We start from the raw sequence: 17,110 nt of genomic DNA, 5'->3' as shown, positions 1-17,110 counted from the left end.
GGTACTCTCCTTTGCCTAGAAACTAAGCATTTGTCGGCGCTCTGGTTATGTATCCCGCGCCGTTCTATATTCTACCCATTAATTTCTAGTTTGTAACGTTTTGGTGTAATATCTATTCTAATGCTTTTCATTTATCGAAACAATATATATAATAGAATAAAACGATCTCATTTCGAGATAGATTGGAGACAAGCAATGGAATTACGACAATTAAAGTACTTTATCGAAGTCGCGCGCGTCGAACACATGACCCAAGCATCGGAAAATTTACACGTCGCCCAATCTGCCGTCAGTAGACAGATAACAAAACTCGAGGAAGAGCTCGGAATAAAGCTGTTCGACCGGATTGGCCGCAACATGCAGCTGACAGCAGTAGGTCAGGATTTCTTGCGCCAAGCCAAAATCGGCCTCCAAGAATTGCAAAAAGCCCAGGCGATCGTGGAAGAATACGCCGACCCAACGATTGGCGAGATTCGCGTCGGACTACCAAACTCGATTGCCACAAAAGTGCTACCCGCCGTTATTTCCGCATTCCGGGAAAAGTATCCGCAAATTACGTATCGTTTTATGGAAGGTTCGAATCGTGATTTGAAGCAGATGTTGGTGACCGGCGCGCTCGATATCACGTTTTTGTCGCCGGTTCCAGAAGAAGATGACGAGATTATGCCACATCGTTTTTTTGATGAGAAGTTGAAGTTGATTGTTCCAAGCGGGCATCGGTTAGCTGGGAAACATTCGGTCGCGCTTGCCGATTTGGCGAACGAGAAGTTTATTTTATACCCGCAAGATTTCGATTTGTATCATTTAGTGGAAGATACGGCGCGGATGAAAGGCATTGAGCTTGAGACGATTTTCCAAAGCCGCGATTTCCACACGATTCAAGGATTGGTTGGCGCGGGACTCGGCATCAGCATTTTGCCCGAGATGATATTGGATGGGGCGATATTTAAAGAGACGCGAAGCATTGCGTTGATGGACCAGGAATTGCGGCGGTCGGTTGGGATTATCACGACAAAAAGACGGAACATGTCGCCGTCCGAGACACTGTTCCGTGATTTTTTGTTGGGGTATTTTGATAGCAATAAATCAATCTAGCTTCGTCTTGCTTCCACCTAAAATCATGACCGCCACAATGATGCCAGCAAGGAGAGTAAACAGTGTCATGAAGGCGACTTCCATATGAAAATTGGCGGTTGATGCCACGATAATGGAAAGTCCGATTGGCCCACCGATTTGATGCATCGTATTTGTCAATCCACTAGCAGCACCAGCCAGTTCCTTAGGCGCATCATGAACCCCCGCTGATGTGACTGGCGCTAAAATCAAGCCTTGACCGATACCAATAACAGACATCGGTAGGGCAATCGCGATCCAATAACCATTACTCAAATCCGATAAAGCCGTCCACAATAAGCCGATAAATAGGATGACCTCGCCCACCATTAACATACGATTATTGCCAAATTTAGCGACCAACTTCGGTAACTGCATCGCTACGATAAAATTCAAAATGGTCAGCGGAAAAAATCCTAGCCCCGCTTGTAACGCTGAAAAATGAAATTCACTCTGCATCACTTGTGGCACAAAAAACCAATACGGCAACATCGCCATCATAAATAATAAGCGCACGATGTAAGCACCAGAACGAATTCGATTTTTGAAAAGCATCAATGGCAAAATAGGAAATTTAATGGCACGTTCCCGCAGAACAAAAGCAACTAAAACAAGAATACTAATCCCAATTAAGACAGCGCTCCTTTCCGTCAAACTAAAAATAAAACCTCCTAATCCCAGTATCGATAATAAACTTCCCAAATAGTCGATTTTTGATATACTCATTGGAGAACTTTTAACACATTTCAAAGTAAGGAAAATCAGCGCTATCGTGAAAGGAACATTAATTAGAAACCCCGCTCGCCATGAAATCCAACTGGTCAGAGCTCCTCCGATTAGTAAGCCCACACTCGCCCCAATGCCTGCCATCGCGCCATAATAAGAAATCGCTTTTTGCCGCATGTTTCCCGTATACGCGTCCATCATTAAAGCTAATGTCGTAGGCGCAATAATCGAGCTACCTATACCTTGTAACGCTCGCATAGCAATCATCATCGTAGCATTTTGAGATACACCGATGAGCAGCGAACTAACGCCAAATATGGTTAAGCCAATTAAAAAGATTCGTTTGCGTCCCAGTAAATCTGACAATCGACCACTCAATAATAAAAACCCACCAAAAGTTAATGTATAGGCATTGGACACCCACGATAAATTAGTCGCGGACATCTCCAAGCTTTGCCCAATTTGCGTAGAACTCGTAAAAATAATCGAATTATCCATCAAAATTAAAAAATATGCTAATAATGTAATTGGCAAAACCATGCCGAATTTTTCTTGTTTCACTTTGTATCATTCACTCCAATTTTTCATATTGCCTTGCTTGGTCGTCTGTTAATACCAGTTAGGTTTACTATTTTGTTATTTGATTACTCCTTTATATTCCATACTAAACCGCTCCGTCCAATGCTCTAACACATGCGAAATGGCTGCGATTTCCCCTTCCGTGGGGCCAGAACCTTGCACAATAATCTTCACATTTTTTCCTTCATATCTTGTATCCACCGTCTCGTGTCGATCAATAAACGTTTTCAATAGCCCCGTCATATCGGACCAGTAAACAGGCGTACCAATCACAATATTTTTAGCCGATTCAATCTCAGAACGAACCTTTTCAAAATCATCTGACTCACTATTTTGCCCAAGTTGCTTGATGTCATAATCCACTAAATTAACTTGCTTATAAGGTTGCCCGTCAAAATATTCCTTGGCTAACCTTGCCGTATTCCCGTCCCGATTCTTACTTGCATTGATAAATAAATTGACATGACTCATTTGTTTGTCCTCTCCTTTAGCATCTATAGCTACGATAACGCATACAGCTAGCACAACTACAGCCATAGCCGAAAAAGCGATTATTTTCTTCATATTTTACAATCTCCCCACTCAGCAGTTTCTTTTAGTTGGAGCAGTTTTGTAGGTAATTTCGCGTTCATTCTGTAACTCGCCTCCAACCTTCTACCTGTAAATTAAAACACATGGAGTGGACTCCAAGGCAAGCGTGAATGCTTCTAATTCGTGTGGAACCTTCGTTAAAACCACGAAAAAAGGCGCTTCATCAGGAAAACGCCTTGCGAACAATACTATATTTACGCTTGAATTTATGTTTCCCTGATGAGTCCTTGATTTAAGCCATTTTGTGTAGCATAATACCATACGGCACATTAGCTTTGCAACGCGCTAACATTTCAGTAGATTTCGCATCTTCACCGATTTGTTTATACGCATTTGCCAGTGCCCATTCTGCAACCATTATCGCTTGCTTTCAGCTCTGTGTTGCCTTGAATACCATTTTTGACTTTTTTCGTGATTGTCGTTTCATCCCTTGTTTTCGTGGTGGAACCATCTTTGTTAACTCCTTTTTTCCTCAGATGGTATAATAAAACAAAAACGACAGGAGACGAATCCGATGTTTTCCAAAATAACCGTCAGCAACTTCTTTTCCATCCACGACCAAATAAGCCTAACCCTAGATCACAGCTACAGCCCCGCCGATATTTTCAACCAAAACACACTCTACACCTACTACGACAACCAGAAAAAGCGCAGCATCCTAAACGGCGCAATTCTTTACGGCGCCAACGCATCTGGCAAAACCAACCTACTCTACGCCTTCGAATTCATCCGCACCATGATTCAAAAAAGCCACACCTACACCGAAAAAACAGATTTTGACATCACACCAAACGCCTTCAAGTTCTCCACAACAAAAGAAACCACCAGCCGCTTCACCATCACCTTTATCGAGACTAACTTCCAAGAAAACCAAGACATCCAATACACCTACGAACTCGCCATCGACGCGGACACCTTAGAAATCCAAGCAGAATCCCTAACGTATAAAAAAATACTCAAAACAACATTATCTAAGCCAATCATCGTTTTTGAACGCCTAAAAAGCCAAATTCCGAAAAAAAACACCCAACTAAAAAGCCTTTTCGCTAAAATCGAACAAGAAAACATCACGCACAAATCCATCCTATCCATGCTCATTCACGACATCAACAAAGCCTATTTCAGCAAAGAAACCGCATCCCCTGCCTATAAAGTCGCCGAAGCCCTCGCAAACCAAGTCACCAAAGGCTTCCAAACGAAGCAATTCGACGGCGATTCCCTAGAAGCATTCGCCGAGCAAATCAACAAAGATAGCGATTTCAAACAAGAAATCCTAGAAACCCTTTACGATTTCGATTTTGCGATTCAAGATTTTTCCGTCACCGACATGACTGATAATCTCGTCGAATCCATTGAACAAGCCACATTTTCCGATGACGTGAAAGCTCAACTTATCGCAACAACCAAGAAAAACCGCCGCTTTGAAATCAGCACCGCGCATATCGTGGACGACGTGAAATACCCGCTAAGCATGAGCATGGAATCCGATGGCACCAAGAAATTCCTAGAAAGTTCGATCCGGCTTTTCGACGCGTTGCAACATGAAATCCTGTTTATCAGCGACGAATTCGACAACAAATACCACACGAAAATCCAAGAAGGCCTACTAAACAAATTTATCCATCAAGAAAACGACAAAAAAGCACAATTTCTAATCGCCTCCCATAACCCGCTCCTGCTAAATCCCGATCGCTTTGCCAAAGAACAAGTCATTTTCATCCAGAAAGATCGCGAAACCCAGGCCAGCGAAGTTTTCAGCCTCAGTGAATTCCATGAAATCACCTACGACAACCACAATTGGACAAATCTCTATTTAGACGGTCGTTTTGGAGCCGTTCCGGAGGTGTTTTAAATGAGCCGCGAAATCCGCAAAATAGTCCACCTCTTCATCCCCGAAGACAGCGGTGGCATCAAACCAAACAGCTGCGAAGCCCACTATTTCAAACTACTTTTCCAACGCAGACTTAAAAACTACCAACTCAAAATTTACACACACGCCCAAGAAACAAAATTCAAAAAAGCGCTGAAATTCAGCGCTCATCCCGATGATAAATTTTTCATAGTGACCGATCTCGATTTCACAGAAGACCGCTCCAACCTCCGATACGTTAAGAAAAAGATTCGCAATCTCGCTGAACTTGGAGAAAACGCCAAACTGTTCGTTTCTGGTCGCAGCTTCGAAGTCTGGCTCTGCATGTACCACGGCGTCTACACCAAGCGCTTCATCTCCCAAGCCGCCCTGAACAAAACCGTGGCTCGCGACTACACAAAAAAAGAGCGCTGGTACGTCAAAGAACGCGGGCGACTCTACAACAATTTACGATCAGCCAGCGCCAACGCAAAAAAATCCCGACGTATCATCCTGTCCGGTAGCACGCGCGATAAGAAACGCTATGTAACCGAACTTCCCGATTTCAACGACGAGGAGTTGCTGGATTATTTTATCACCCGCGAAACCTTCACGTATGTGGATTTATTGGTGAAGGAATTGCAGAGGCTTAGTCGGGGCTAGGTAGAAAAAGGGCTATCCGATTGCAAACAACCCTACTTATCACGCCGCTTATTAACTTCCATCGTAATAAACTCTGGCAAATAGTTCGGCGTACAGCCTTTTGAAACTACTTCATCTTTATAAAGTCCTGTTTTCTCGCCTATTTCCATGCAGCGCGTGCGATTCGTTTCATCATAAACGCCTATCCAACCTGCCAGAAAATTCATCGCCCATTTCACTTCTGGCTCTTCCTGCATAATAGTGGTTTCCAATGCAGCTAGCAAGTCCTCGGTGTTATCCGGCGGTGTTTGCCCAGTCCATCTAAGTCGCGCTTGATAATACCAAAAAGTTCGCCTTTGAAGAGCGGAAGAACTGGTTTCCCACGACGCCATCAACGCGATTGTTTTCTTGTCTTTAGCGAGCTGATTAGCCATTAACCAATCCATTAAATTATTCCGCTCATCAAAAGGGTGCATCTGCATGTCTTCATCCAGCTTATTTAGAAAATCTTGCGTGAGAAGTTTTTTGTCCATAATTAAGATGGCTAATAGTCGCGGCAAAAATGCTTCGCTTGACCAAAGTTCCATCGCGAGCTCGTGATTTTTCTTGATGTCCTTCGCGATTTTTCTTAAATCGCCCAGCTTCGTTTGACTATTGATCTGAGCTAAAATATTTTCTGCTTCTTGGGAGCGCTTTATCTTATTATCCATTTTACACAAATCCCTTCTTACGCATTATTTATACAACATCAAAACTCGCTGGATAACGTACAACTCCCGACGGAATCGCTTCCCCGAGCGGATACACCATAAAATTCACATCTGGAACGTCAAACGGCGCCGTGATTTGGTAGTTTTTCGCTAATTCAAAACCGAATCGTGGATAATACGTCTCGTGTCCCAAAACACTGATACAGCTATAATTCGTCGTTTTTGCTTTGGCAATTCCAGCCTCAATCAACTGCGCGCCAATGCCTCGCGACTGCCACTCGGGTTTCACGGCAACTGGCGCTAATACTAGAATCCGCTCCGTCCCGACAAAACACTCGCTCAGCAAACTGTACCCAACGACCTCCGCGCCATCCTTCGCAACGAGCGCAAGTTCAGAGACGTAATGCTCCGAAGCCACAATCGCTTCCACCAAATCGGCTTCGGCATGCGTTGGGAAACTTGCCTCCAGCACCTCACGAATCCCATTTACATCTCCGTTTTTCGCGACATCGATCAGAATCATCGAACACGCACCTCCGCCATCAAAATTTCCAAACCTTTGATCGCACCCAAAACCGTTGCGATCGTAATCACGCCCGGCATCAAATGAATCGTCTCATCCTCAGCCGTCGCACGTTCTGCTACGCGCACCAACTCCGCATCCGACAAACCGTCCAGCCCCATATCATGCAAACACGTCGGCAGTCCCAATTCCTGATAAAACGGCGTCAATGCCACAATCTCATCCGGCCGCCCCTCGATCATCAACTGTACAAAAACACCATACGCCACCTTATTCCCATGTAGCAAATGGTGCGTCGCGTCAAGCACCGTCAACGCGTCATGAATCGAATGCGCACCAGAAGTCCGACCGTAATCATCGCCAAATCCGCCGACCATGCCACCAACCATAATATTCGTCTCGACCACCTTCACAAACGCTTCGCTCAGTTTCCCGTCACGCATTGCCTCAAGCGCCGCCGCACTCGATTCCAACAGAATATCCCGACACAATTTTGCCGTGTAATGAGAAATATCAATCTCCACAGACCGTTCCGCGAGCTGCGAAATAATCACGTCCGCCTCATACCATTTCGCCAGCGTATCCCCGATTCCCGCGACCATCAATTCGATCGGCGAATCCAGAATCACCATCGGATCAAGTAATACGAGCGCATTACTCCGCGCAAAAATATCATACTGCAACATTTCCCCGCGCGCGTCATACATCACGCTAAGTGGCGTCCAAGCAGCACACGTCGCCGCCAAAGTAGGCAAAATCACGACCGGCATCGCCAAATAAACCGCAACTGCTTTCGCCAAATCCGCAATTTTCCCGCCTCCGACACCGATAATCGCATCCACATTCGCCGTCTCCGCAAGCGCCACCATCCGGTCCCGCTCCTCAAACGAACATTCCCCGCCATACGGCTCAAAAATCGCGTCCACACCAGTCAAATCAGGGAAAAACCGTCGCGCCTTCTCCCAAGAAACGCCACCATGAATCACCAAAACCCGCTTCACCCCGCGACGTTCCAAATGTTCACCGAGCGCGTCCCAAGCACCAACCCGACATTCAAATTCCTGCGGCGCACCGCGAACAATCAAATTTTTCTCCACAAGCCCTCAGTCCTTTGCAATTAATAAATAATCCTCTTTTTGCTGGAAGGTAAGCACGATTTCCGTACCGACACCATGTTCCGACGAAATCGCGATTTTGTGTCCCAGCTTACAAGACATCTGGCGCGCTAAATAAAGCCCCATTCCCGTCGCTTTTTTCTCCGTCCGCCCAATCATTCCAGTAAAACCTTGCTCAAACACACGCGGCAAATCCTCTTCCTTAATCCCGATACCAGTATCGCGAATATGAAGCGCCACCGTTCCGCCAGAGGCACTCACATCACACCAAATCTTAATTTCGCCACCCGCATCCGTATATTTCAGCGCATTCGTCATCACTTGATCCAAAATAAAACCAAGCCACTTACTATCGCTGCGAACATCCGTCTTAATCTCCGCCAAATCAAGCTTCATTTTTTTCGAAATAAACTGCTTCGAATGCCGTTTCACACACTCACGAACGACAGGGGCAAGCGCCATTTCCTGAATGAAATAGTCCTTCGCAAACGTATCCAACCGCGAATAATAAAGCGCCTGCATCACAAGTCGATCAATCGAATCCAGCTCCGCCTCCACCCCGCGATAAATCGTCGTAGGATCATTCAAATCCGGATTATTAATCAACATTTTGCTCGCCACAATCGGTGTTTTCACCTCATGCACCCAGTACAAAATAAAATCATGATACTCCTGCTGCTTATCACGCAATGCCGTCAGCGCCCGTTGCTCCTCCAGATGTTTTTTACGCATCAATTCATTGAAAAAAGCCTGCTCACGCGTCCGCGGTTTTGGCAATAATTCCAGAATATTTTCCTCGATTTCGCCGTCCACCAATTCCTTCATTTCGTTCCAATACGTGCGTTTAAACGAATAACCGAGCACCAAATACGCAATCAAAAATAGCAACATAAAGACGTACAAATAAATAATATTGCCCAGCGTCAACTGACTATTCGGATCAACCGCAAGCAACACACCAATGAAAAACATCACGACCACAAAGAACAGCAAGAAAAACTTCTTATCGCGCACATAGCTCCACCAATTCATGTTAAACCTCCACTTCAATAAACCCAAACTTGTTAAAATCAAATAACCCCTGATCCGTCAACTTCAAATTCGGAATAACTGGCAATGTCAAAAACGATAACGTCAAAAATGGATCAAAACCTTGTTTCGCACTCACATCACGGAACGCATCATTCAAACGCCCTAACTGGTGCTGAATTTCCTCGTACGGCTGCACACTCAAAAGTCCCGCAATCGGTAACGCCAAATCCGCCGCTACTTTTCCATCTTTCACGACCGCAATTCCGCCACCAATTTTTGTAATATGCTCAATCGCCACCATGATATCCGCGTCCGTCGAACCTACTGCCACAATATTATGTGAATCATGCGCGACCGTCGTTGCAATGGCACCATTCCTAATGCCAAAACCCTTCACAATTCCGACGCCAACACAACCCGTGCCTTTATGTCGCTCAACAACGACCATTTTCAGCTGATCCTCTTCGACCGACGTCTGAAAATCGCCATCTTGAACCGTCACCGTCTCCACCAAATGCTCCGTAAATAAACTATTCGGTTGCATACCAATCACATTCGCCGTATTATTTCCCATCGCAAGCTTCAAATCCTCAGGCTTTAACGAATGCCTAATCGCCGGTGATTCAAACGCACGATCCGCTTTTTCAAACAGCGCTTCCACGCGTAAACCGTCATCCACAACCACATGACCACGCTTCATCACCTTCGTAATCGTCACCGTTTCCAAATCACGCAAAAACAAAATATCCGCCTGATATCCCGCTGCAACCGCACCAAGATGTGGTAACTTGTGACACGTCGCTGCATTAATCGTCGCCATTTGAATCGCCATCACTGGATCAATCTCATTCGCAATCGCGAGCCGCACATTATAGTTAATCGAGCCCTCTTCCAGCAAATCATCAATCAATTTATCATCCGTACAAAAACAGAACCGATGACTATTCTTCGGATTCACCGCAGGCAACGTATGTATCATATCACGACCGACCGTGCCCTCACGAAGCATGACAAACATCCCAGCGCGCAACCGATCCATCGCCTCAACTGCCGTCGTACTCTCATGGTCCGTCCGAATCCCGACCGCTAAATAATTATTCAAATCCGCCCTAGAAAGCCCAGCACCGTGCCCATCAATCCGACCACCATGCCGTTCGGCGTCCACAATTTTTTGCAACATATCTGCATGACCTTTCGCCACAGAAGGGAAATCCATCACTTCAGCGAGTCCAATCACTTTTTCATGCTGGTAAAGCGCGCGTAAATCACTCGCCAGAAGCGTCGCACCATTATGTTCAAACGGCGTCGCAGGAACCGAAGACGGCAACATTACATACATATCAAGCGGTGATTCCTTCGCATCATCTAGCATAAACTCAATACCTTTTGCACCCGCCACATTCGCAATCTCGTGCGGATCCGTCACAATCGTCGTCACGCCATTTGGCAACAACACCCGCGCAAATTCAGAAGGAGGCACCATCGCGCTCTCCACATGCACATGCGCATCGATGAAACCAGGCACAATAAACTGGCCCCGCGCATCAATAAATTCCGCCGCATCATCAAACTCGCCAATCCCAACGATGTAGCCACTCTTAATCGCGACATCGCCCTCCATGATTTCACCCGAAAAAACATTCACAATTCGGCCATTCTTAATCACCACATCCGCCGCAGCACGTAAATCACTCACCGCAACCCGTTCTTGCAATTGCTTTACTTTCCGCATCAACGTTTCCCCCTTTCACGTCTCATTCGGTTCTAACTCACTGAAAACCTTCGTCCGCCAAATAGCCATCTGCCGCTTCACGAGAAGGGAAAATCGCCTCTAAATGATCATCCGAATAAATCGCCCACATCTTGTTCTCATAACGCAAAATCACAACCGTCCGATACGCATCACGAAACGCTTCCTCGTAACCCTCTTCGAACTCGTCTCCATCCGTACTCATAAATGCGATGGCGCCCGTGATCAATTCCCGAATCTCGCTTTCCGTCGCCTCGCGAATGTTAACAAAACCATTCTTGTCTGCATCATCCAAATAAGGCGCATACACAAACGCATTGCCGTTCGGATGCAAATGATTGACCGCGATTCTTTTTTCACGCACACTCTCCGGGAAATGATAATTAATCCGTCCCATGGAAACAGGATGTGCCTCTAATTCTGTATATTCATCAATAATCTTCTTTTTCTCTTCAAAGGAAAGCATTCCTTCGTCACATCCTTTTTCTCATTTTTCTTCACTGCCTTATTATACACTAAATCCACGGACAAAACGCGAAAAAAATAAAAACAAGCGCCTAACCATCAGACACCTGTTTTCACATACTCATATTTTTGCGTCAATCAATTTCGGCAACCACTCGTGTAAATCCTGAAACGCAAATCCTGCTTCTTTCGCCTTCGCATTATCCAAGTAATACGTTTTTTCCACGCCAAAAGGAGAATCGTCGTTATCCTCGGTAATCTCTTCCACGATTGCCGTTTTCCCAGTCGCATCCTCAATCAAGCCCATCAACTCAGACAACCGGTACACCGAATCACTCGTCGCGTTAATTGGCCCGACAATATCCGACTTCGTGCCAACCCAACATAAGAAATCCGCCGCTTCATCCGAAGAAATAAAGCCCATTTCTGCTTCCTCATTCGGCATGCCAATCTCTTCGCCCGCCTGCACATGCTTGATATGAAACTCAAGTCTACCCGTGTAATCATCCTCGCCCAGCACAATCGGAAAACGCACCGCTACAACAGGAAAGTTCGCCTTTTGGAAAAATACCGCCTCCGCCAAACGCTTTCCTTCCCCGTAATCAAAATCCTCACGCGATCCTGTCACAAGCTCATAATGAAACGGATCAAAATCAGCTTCCACTAACGCCCGATCCCGCATCCGGTAAACGGAAAGCGACGACGTATACACATATTTCCCTACCTTATCGCGAAAAGCAGCAATCGAATAAAGCGCATCTTGTGGCGAAAAACAAATATTATCATAGACCACATCCCAATTCTCCTGCGCCAAACAAAACAACGCCTCCCGAGACTCCCGGTTCATCTTCACACGCTTCACCGCATCACCAAAATCATCCGTTGCCTTGCCGCGCGTCGCAATCGTCACATCATGCCCATCCGCCAATAACCGCGTCACCAATTTTTTACCGAAAAACCGGGTTCCACCAAAAACTAGAATTTTCAAATGAAGCACTCCCTTACTCGATCATGTATCCCTGACCTTTTTTAGTTGTAATAAAGTCTGCCAAACCGATTTCCGTCAACTTTTTGCGAATCCGAACAACATTCACCGTCAGCGTATTATCATCGACAAAGCTCTCATCTTCCCAAAGCACACGCATAATCTCATCGCGACTCACAATTCGTCCTTTTTGCTTCAATAACTCGTATAAAATCAAGAATTCATTTTTCGTCAATTCCACTTTTTCATCCAAATAAGTCAGCGTATTCGTATCAATGTGCAGGAAAACATTATTATGCTCCATCACGTTCGGCTCCTCAAGCTCCACATACGAATACGTGCGACGAATCAGCGCATTAATCCGCGCCATCAGCACATCCAAATCGACCGGCTTTTCAATATAATAATCCGCGCCCATGTTCATGCCCATAATCTGATCCATCCGCGAATCCCGCGACGACAAGAAAATAATCGGCACATTCGACACCTCACGAATCTGATTACACCAATAAAACCCATCAAAATACGGCAAATTCACATCCAAAATCACCAATTGCGGCTCCACTTCCAAAAACTCATTCAAAATATTGTTATAATCAACCACAACCGCGACCTCAAATCCCCATTTTGACAAATGCTTTTGAATCGTATCACGAATAACGATGTCGTCTTCCACTATATACACTTTTACCATGCTCATCTCTCCTTCGCCTCATTCCATTGTACAGAAAATTCGGCCACCATTCAAACGTTAATCATCACCACTCGACACCATCTTCGTATACGTGTTCACACAGACAAAATAATAAACAATGAAAAACACCGTATAAATCGTCGTACTAACCACAACTGGCGCACCAACGCTGTACAGTATATTCACTGACAAACCTATCATCGCCGCCACACTATGACAAATCCCCAAAATCAGCGGAATCAAGAACACCGGCAACACCTGCTTAGCGATAACGGTACGTACCTCTTTCTGGCTCATACCCAGCTTCTGCAACACCTCAAACCGAGGCCTCTCGTCCACCGCCTCCGTAATTTGCTTAAAGTAAATAATACTCCCTGTTGCCGCAAAAAAAACAATGCCCATAAACATGCCAATATACATAATGACACCAATAAGTGTACTCATCATGTGATAATTCGAATAAAAACTAGACAACTCCCTATTATAGTCATACGGATCTCCACCCACAATTTGTTGGATTTTTTGATCTAAAACCTCTGCCCTATCCTCATTTGTCACTTGGAAAATATCAATATGCTTCGGCATCGTTTTCTGACTAATCTCCTGATAAAGCCTATCATTCACAACCAAAGCAGAATAAACCATATCTGTATTGAACACCGCATGATGATAAATATCTTTTATTCTCAAACTATATTTAGTGGGGTTATTCTTAAAAGTCACCGTATAAGGATCCTTCATCCATAAATGAGCGCGCTTCTTATTCTCAAACCGACCAATCGGGCTAAGGAAAATAGCCTCTCCATCCTCTAAATGCTTTATTTGTTGCGAATCATTATCTAATTTCCTCGCTAATCGATTGTAATCCGATAGCCCCATCACAGAAAACTCATCCATCCGCTGATCCACAGCTGGCAAATCCTCATCCACCTTATCAATGACCTTTCCTTTGTAAACATCTGCGGTATCATGATACACCAGTGTATGCGACTTACTTTCACGAATCACATCATAAATTTTCTCTCGTTGCGTCTGAGTACTCCAAGCCGTCTGATAACTATTCGGATTCGAATTCTCCGCAAAAGAAATAATATTTGTGTAAATCGAACTAAGCGCACCAATAATCGTTAATGTTGTCGCACTGAGAACCGCAATCATTGTCAGCGTCCCCGCCGTTTTTTTCATCCGATACCGCAGCCACGTCAGCGTCAAAATATTCGTTCCGTTATAGAAAAACGACTTACGCAAAAATAATTTATACACAACATACGGAAACAAAAATCGCAATACTAGCCACGTTCCCAAAATCACGCCGAATAAGACAAATAACATCGAACTAAAGAAAAAATCTTCCGTCCAAAAAATAGAGTCCTCAATCGATCTCGTCGCCAAAAAATAACCAAATCCAATCAGAAGAAGACCCACAATCGATAGCGTCAGCGAACCCTTCGCCGGATTTTTTTCCCGAACATCCGCTTTAAAAAGTTCCACCATACTATGCCGGTACACAATCCAGTACCCATTCGCCGTCGTTACAATCAAAATCAGTCCGAACACAAACAATGTCGATAAAATCGCAGACACCGAAAACGTAAAGCCACCATTGATCGACAAATCCATAATCCGAAACAGCAACATCGAGAAAAATTTAGAAAAGAAGACACCAATCACAATGCCCGACACGACAGCCATGACATGCATCATCAAGTTCTCATAAAAAATAATGCGCCCAATTTGATCCTTACGCAACCCAAGCAACGAGTACAAACCCAATTCCTGCTTCCTGCTCCGCGTAAAATAATTACTAGAATAAAAAACAAAAAAGGCTACAAACAAAATCAGCACAATCGCAGCCGCCATAAAGACGCCCTGTCCACCGATTCCCCATTTTTCAAAAATCACGCCGATGCTTTTCGTGTACGCCAGAGAAACGAATGTAAAATAAATCAACACACTCAAAATCAAAGAACCAAGATACATCGAAAACTGACTGAAATTTTTGCGCACGTTCGTAAAAGCAATATTAAATAGTGTCATTCATTCCACCACCAAGCATTGCTAACACATCCAAAATCTTCTGGAAAAACTGCTTCCGAGTCACCGTCCCACGATAAATCTCCGTGAACAACTCTCCATCCTTAATAAACAAAATCCGCTCACAAAAACTCGCCGCAAACGCATCATGGGTGACCATCATAATCGTCGCATTCCGAACTTCCTTCGCCTGGACTAAGCTCTCCAACAAATTCGTCGCAGCCTTCGAATCCAGCGCTCCAGTCGGTTCATCCGCAAAAATCAGTGCAGGATTCGTCACCATCGCCCGACTCACCGCCGTCCGTTGCTTCTGTCCACCAGAAACCTGATTCGGATATTTCGCCGCCAAATCCGCAATCCCAAACTGGCGCATCACATCCGCCACACGCGCCTCCACCTCACTTGGCTTAACCTTCGAAAGCGACAACGGCAACGCGATATTATCCTTAATCGTCATCGTATCCAGCAAATTATAATCTTGAAAAATAAAACCCAACTTATCCCGTCTAAAAATCGCCATCTCTTTCGCACGCATATCCTCAAACGGTTTTCCAGCAATTTCGATACTCCCCGAAGTCGCTTTATCAATCGTTGACAGCACGTTCAATAGCGTAGATTTTCCAGCACCACTCGGGCCCATTACACCAACGAATTCACCTTCACGCACCTCTAGACTCACACTATTTAGCGCAGGAAAAAGCGTACTTTTCGAGCCATATACTTTTCTCACATTTTTTGCCTGTAAAATAACTCCCATTCACCGAAACCTCCGCTCCAAAATCTCTATTCATCCATTGTACACTAAAAGCATACACATGCCCACCTGACCTTAAGATGTAGTTACAAAAAAGGCTCTCCATGACATGTCACACATCAGGAAAAGCCTCTATTCTTATTCTTCTGTCTTATACAACGCCATACATTCGTTGATCAACATTTCCAAATCCGCAAGTGGCATATTCACATCCGCCGCTACGATATCCCACGCCATTTCCTGCTGATCCTTGATTTTCGTATAGACCAACATTCTACCTTGTGAAAAAAGTTTAAACGAAGGCATCGTCACCCGCACTTCCTCGACACGATTCCATGCTTGAAAATCCCCACGATAAGCCATTCCCTCAGCGGAAAGCTCAAGCGTTGGCGACAAGTTAAGCAATCGAAACAACGGACGCAAAACAATGAAACCAATAAAAATCAGTAAAATCAGTTTTTCCGTACCATTAATCGCCTTCACATGGTCAAAAACAACATATAATAATAGCCCAATCGCAATCCACAACAGACTACTCGAAATAACTAGCGTATGATTCACCTTAAACTGCGCTTTTTCCCCACTTGCAATTTTCTCTGCAAAATTTTCTGTCACCATTAAAACCTCATTTAAATTCAGACTTATCTTTATTGTACCTTGAATAAAACAAGAAAGATAGGGTTAATCTAGACAATTTTTCAATTTTTGCGTTAAAATAGAGCTATATGGAAGGTGGCTAAAACATGGCTCGAGAAGATTTTTATGAAACGAAGAACGGACGAACTTCTTTTTTTGATGGTGGTTTATTGCAATTTATCGGTTGGAGTATCCTCGGAATCATTGTGACAGTGCTAACGCTTGGCATTTGTTATCCGTGGGCGTTAACGATGATTTATGGTTGGAAAATCAATCATACCGTTATCGAAGGTCGCCGGATGCAATTCAACGGCTCCGCATTTGGCTTATTTGGAAATTGGATTAAATGGCTGCTACTTATTATCATCACGCTTGGCATTTACTCCTTCTGGGTCTTCATTAAGCTGGAAGATTGGAAAGCACGGAATACAACGTTTGCAAACTGATTTATACAGCAATAAAGCCACGAGTTTGGTATAAACTCGTGGCTTTTTCTCACTGCAAAATCGCTTCGTTATCTATCGTCAATTCATCCATAAATACTTCTGGATTCGCCTCAATTAGTTGCAGGAGACGAGACGCTGAGCCGTTTGGATTGTTTCGACCACTTTCCCATGCTTCCACAGTTTTCACAGAAATACCCATCAATTCAGCAAAGGCGCTTTGTGTGAGTTCCACTTTTTGACGAAACGCCTTGATGTCTTTCGCTGTATAGGTTGGAAGTTCGGTAATCATGATTTTTTTAGTACGTGCTTTTTTCGTATTATCCGCGTGAGCAACCGCTTGTTTCAACCCTCTTTCTAGAGAATCAAATAATTCTGTCATGTTCATCACTCCTCGTATAATAAGTTTATAGCTTCTTAATTGTTCTTTGAAAATTTCATATAACAGCCTGTCGGCTTGTAAATGGTT

Annotated in this window: 19 protein-coding genes; 4 read left to right on the top strand and 15 right to left on the bottom strand. The window is 44.4% G+C overall.

Features of this window, described 5'->3' with window-relative positions; translation table 11 throughout:
* Window positions 1–195: 195 nt before the first annotated feature.
* The gene (locus EP58_RS07705) at window positions 196–1,095 is read left to right on the top strand and encodes a LysR family transcriptional regulator (protein WP_036092062.1); all 900 of its coding nucleotides are present in this window, start codon (window positions 196–198) and stop codon (window positions 1,093–1,095) included.
* Here EP58_RS07705 and EP58_RS07700 read toward each other — a convergent pair.
* The 3 genes from EP58_RS07700 to EP58_RS17795 all read right to left on the bottom strand — a co-directional run bounded on the left by EP58_RS07700 (window position 1,087) and on the right by EP58_RS17795 (window position 3,367).
* The gene (locus tag EP58_RS07700; RefSeq protein WP_171002424.1) at window positions 1,087–2,400 is read right to left on the bottom strand and encodes an MFS transporter; all 1,314 of its coding nucleotides are present in this window, start codon (window positions 2,398–2,400) and stop codon (window positions 1,087–1,089) included. The two genes, EP58_RS07705 and EP58_RS07700, sit on opposite strands and share 9 nt — an antisense overlap.
* A 75-nt stretch (window positions 2,401–2,475) precedes the next feature.
* Window positions 2,476–2,982: a flavodoxin family protein gene (locus tag EP58_RS07695; protein ID WP_077917871.1), complete on the bottom strand. Its 507-nt coding sequence runs from the start codon at window positions 2,980–2,982 to the stop codon at window positions 2,476–2,478.
* 259 nt (window positions 2,983–3,241) lie between these two features.
* Window positions 3,242–3,367, bottom strand: coding sequence for a hypothetical protein (locus EP58_RS17795; protein WP_255309551.1), 126 nt, complete (start codon window positions 3,365–3,367; stop codon window positions 3,242–3,244).
* Window positions 3,368–3,523: 156 nt separating this feature from the next.
* Between EP58_RS17795 and EP58_RS07690 the strand changes: the two genes are divergently transcribed.
* Window positions 3,524–4,861, top strand: coding sequence for an AAA family ATPase (locus EP58_RS07690; protein WP_036092060.1), 1,338 nt, complete (start codon window positions 3,524–3,526; stop codon window positions 4,859–4,861).
* A complete protein-coding gene (locus EP58_RS07685; protein WP_036092059.1) occupies window positions 4,862–5,521 on the top strand; it encodes an RloB domain-containing protein in 660 nt (219 codons plus the stop codon).
* Window positions 5,522–5,553: 32 nt separating this feature from the next.
* On the opposite strand, the gene EP58_RS07680 is transcribed toward EP58_RS07685, so the two are convergent.
* The 11 genes from EP58_RS07680 to EP58_RS07630 all read right to left on the bottom strand — a co-directional run bounded on the left by EP58_RS07680 (window position 5,554) and on the right by EP58_RS07630 (window position 16,180).
* Window positions 5,554–6,210: a DNA alkylation repair protein gene (locus tag EP58_RS07680; RefSeq protein ID WP_036092058.1), complete on the bottom strand. Its 657-nt coding sequence runs from the start codon at window positions 6,208–6,210 to the stop codon at window positions 5,554–5,556.
* 28 nt (window positions 6,211–6,238) lie between these two features.
* Window positions 6,239–6,733 carry a GNAT family N-acetyltransferase gene (locus EP58_RS07675; protein WP_036092057.1) on the bottom strand — a complete coding sequence of 165 codons (495 nt, stop codon included), beginning with the start codon at window positions 6,731–6,733 and terminating at the stop codon, window positions 6,239–6,241.
* Window positions 6,730–7,830, bottom strand: a complete 1,101-nt coding sequence (locus tag EP58_RS07670) for an iron-containing alcohol dehydrogenase family protein (protein ID WP_036092056.1) — start codon at window positions 7,828–7,830, stop codon at window positions 6,730–6,732. Before EP58_RS07670 ends, EP58_RS07675 begins: the two co-directional genes overlap by 4 nt.
* Window positions 7,831–7,836: 6 nt before the next feature.
* Window positions 7,837–8,880 (bottom strand): sensor histidine kinase, encoded by a 1,044-nt coding sequence (locus EP58_RS07665; protein ID WP_036092055.1) that lies wholly within the window; start codon window positions 8,878–8,880, stop codon window positions 7,837–7,839.
* Between the two features lies 1 nt (window position 8,881).
* Complete coding sequence (ade, locus tag EP58_RS07660; protein ID WP_036092054.1) at window positions 8,882–10,612, bottom strand: adenine deaminase; 1,731 nt, start codon at window positions 10,610–10,612, stop codon at window positions 8,882–8,884.
* A 37-nt stretch (window positions 10,613–10,649) separates the two neighbouring features.
* Window positions 10,650–11,096: a hypothetical protein gene (locus tag EP58_RS07655; RefSeq protein ID WP_036092053.1), complete on the bottom strand. Its 447-nt coding sequence runs from the start codon at window positions 11,094–11,096 to the stop codon at window positions 10,650–10,652.
* Window positions 11,097–11,216: 120 nt separating this feature from the next.
* On the bottom strand, window positions 11,217–12,083 hold the full coding sequence (locus EP58_RS07650; RefSeq protein ID WP_036092052.1) for an NAD-dependent epimerase/dehydratase family protein: 867 nt from the start codon (window positions 12,081–12,083) through the stop codon (window positions 11,217–11,219).
* Between the two features lie 13 nt (window positions 12,084–12,096).
* Window positions 12,097–12,774 (bottom strand): response regulator transcription factor, encoded by a 678-nt coding sequence (locus tag EP58_RS07645; RefSeq protein ID WP_036092051.1) that lies wholly within the window; start codon window positions 12,772–12,774, stop codon window positions 12,097–12,099.
* A 57-nt stretch (window positions 12,775–12,831) separates the two neighbouring features.
* Window positions 12,832–14,811 (bottom strand): FtsX-like permease family protein, encoded by a 1,980-nt coding sequence (locus EP58_RS07640; RefSeq protein WP_036092050.1) that lies wholly within the window; start codon window positions 14,809–14,811, stop codon window positions 12,832–12,834.
* Complete coding sequence (locus EP58_RS07635) at window positions 14,798–15,565, bottom strand: ABC transporter ATP-binding protein (RefSeq protein WP_036092049.1); 768 nt, start codon at window positions 15,563–15,565, stop codon at window positions 14,798–14,800. The genes EP58_RS07640 and EP58_RS07635 overlap by 14 nt, the downstream gene beginning before the upstream one ends.
* Window positions 15,566–15,700: 135 nt before the next feature.
* Window positions 15,701–16,180 carry a hypothetical protein gene (locus tag EP58_RS07630; protein ID WP_052164803.1) on the bottom strand — a complete coding sequence of 160 codons (480 nt, stop codon included), beginning with the start codon at window positions 16,178–16,180 and terminating at the stop codon, window positions 15,701–15,703.
* A 125-nt stretch (window positions 16,181–16,305) separates the two neighbouring features.
* Between EP58_RS07630 and EP58_RS07625 the strand changes: the two genes are divergently transcribed.
* Window positions 16,306–16,644 carry a DUF898 family protein gene (locus EP58_RS07625; protein ID WP_036092048.1) on the top strand — a complete coding sequence of 113 codons (339 nt, stop codon included), beginning with the start codon at window positions 16,306–16,308 and terminating at the stop codon, window positions 16,642–16,644.
* A 49-nt stretch (window positions 16,645–16,693) separates the two neighbouring features.
* Here EP58_RS07625 and nadS read toward each other — a convergent pair whose 3' ends face one another.
* On the bottom strand, window positions 16,694–17,023 hold the full coding sequence (gene nadS / locus EP58_RS07620) for a NadS family protein (protein WP_052171403.1): 330 nt from the start codon (window positions 17,021–17,023) through the stop codon (window positions 16,694–16,696).
* Window positions 17,024–17,110 lie beyond the last annotated feature (87 nt).

It is taken from the genome of Paenilisteria newyorkensis, from assembly GCF_000766145.1.
GTDB classification, from domain to species: domain Bacteria; phylum Bacillota; class Bacilli; order Lactobacillales; family Listeriaceae; genus Listeria_A; species Listeria_A newyorkensis.
This window is presented reverse-complemented; position numbering and strand designations above follow the sequence as displayed.

Excerpts from the sequence above, each read along its gene's own strand:
- EP58_RS07675 (WP_036092057.1), bottom strand. The coding sequence starts at position 6,733 with ATGATTCTGATCGATGTCGCGAAAAACGGAGATGTAAATGGGATTCGT.
- nadS (WP_052171403.1), bottom strand. The coding sequence starts at position 17,023 with ATGACAGAATTATTTGATTCTCTAGAAAGAGGGTTGAAACAAGCGGTT.
- ade (WP_036092054.1), bottom strand. The coding sequence starts at position 10,612 with ATGCGGAAAGTAAAGCAATTGCAAGAACGGGTTGCGGTGAGTGATTTA.
- EP58_RS07635 (WP_036092049.1), bottom strand. The coding sequence starts at position 15,565 with ATGGGAGTTATTTTACAGGCAAAAAATGTGAGAAAAGTATATGGCTCG.
- EP58_RS07655 (WP_036092053.1), bottom strand. The coding sequence starts at position 11,096 with ATGCTTTCCTTTGAAGAGAAAAAGAAGATTATTGATGAATATACAGAA.
- EP58_RS07685 (WP_036092059.1), top strand. The coding sequence starts at position 4,862 with ATGAGCCGCGAAATCCGCAAAATAGTCCACCTCTTCATCCCCGAAGAC.
- EP58_RS07665 (WP_036092055.1), bottom strand. The coding sequence starts at position 8,880 with ATGAATTGGTGGAGCTATGTGCGCGATAAGAAGTTTTTCTTGCTGTTC.
- EP58_RS07630 (WP_052164803.1), bottom strand. The coding sequence starts at position 16,180 with ATGGTGACAGAAAATTTTGCAGAGAAAATTGCAAGTGGGGAAAAAGCG.
- EP58_RS07625 (WP_036092048.1), top strand. The coding sequence starts at position 16,306 with ATGGCTCGAGAAGATTTTTATGAAACGAAGAACGGACGAACTTCTTTT.
- EP58_RS07645 (WP_036092051.1), bottom strand. The coding sequence starts at position 12,774 with ATGGTAAAAGTGTATATAGTGGAAGACGACATCGTTATTCGTGATACG.
- EP58_RS07640 (WP_036092050.1), bottom strand. The coding sequence starts at position 14,811 with ATGACACTATTTAATATTGCTTTTACGAACGTGCGCAAAAATTTCAGT.
- EP58_RS07705 (WP_036092062.1), top strand. The coding sequence starts at position 196 with ATGGAATTACGACAATTAAAGTACTTTATCGAAGTCGCGCGCGTCGAA.
- EP58_RS07680 (WP_036092058.1), bottom strand. The coding sequence starts at position 6,210 with ATGGATAATAAGATAAAGCGCTCCCAAGAAGCAGAAAATATTTTAGCT.
- EP58_RS17795 (WP_255309551.1), bottom strand. The coding sequence starts at position 3,367 with ATGGTTGCAGAATGGGCACTGGCAAATGCGTATAAACAAATCGGTGAA.
- EP58_RS07695 (WP_077917871.1), bottom strand. The coding sequence starts at position 2,982 with ATGAAGAAAATAATCGCTTTTTCGGCTATGGCTGTAGTTGTGCTAGCT.
- EP58_RS07690 (WP_036092060.1), top strand. The coding sequence starts at position 3,524 with ATGTTTTCCAAAATAACCGTCAGCAACTTCTTTTCCATCCACGACCAA.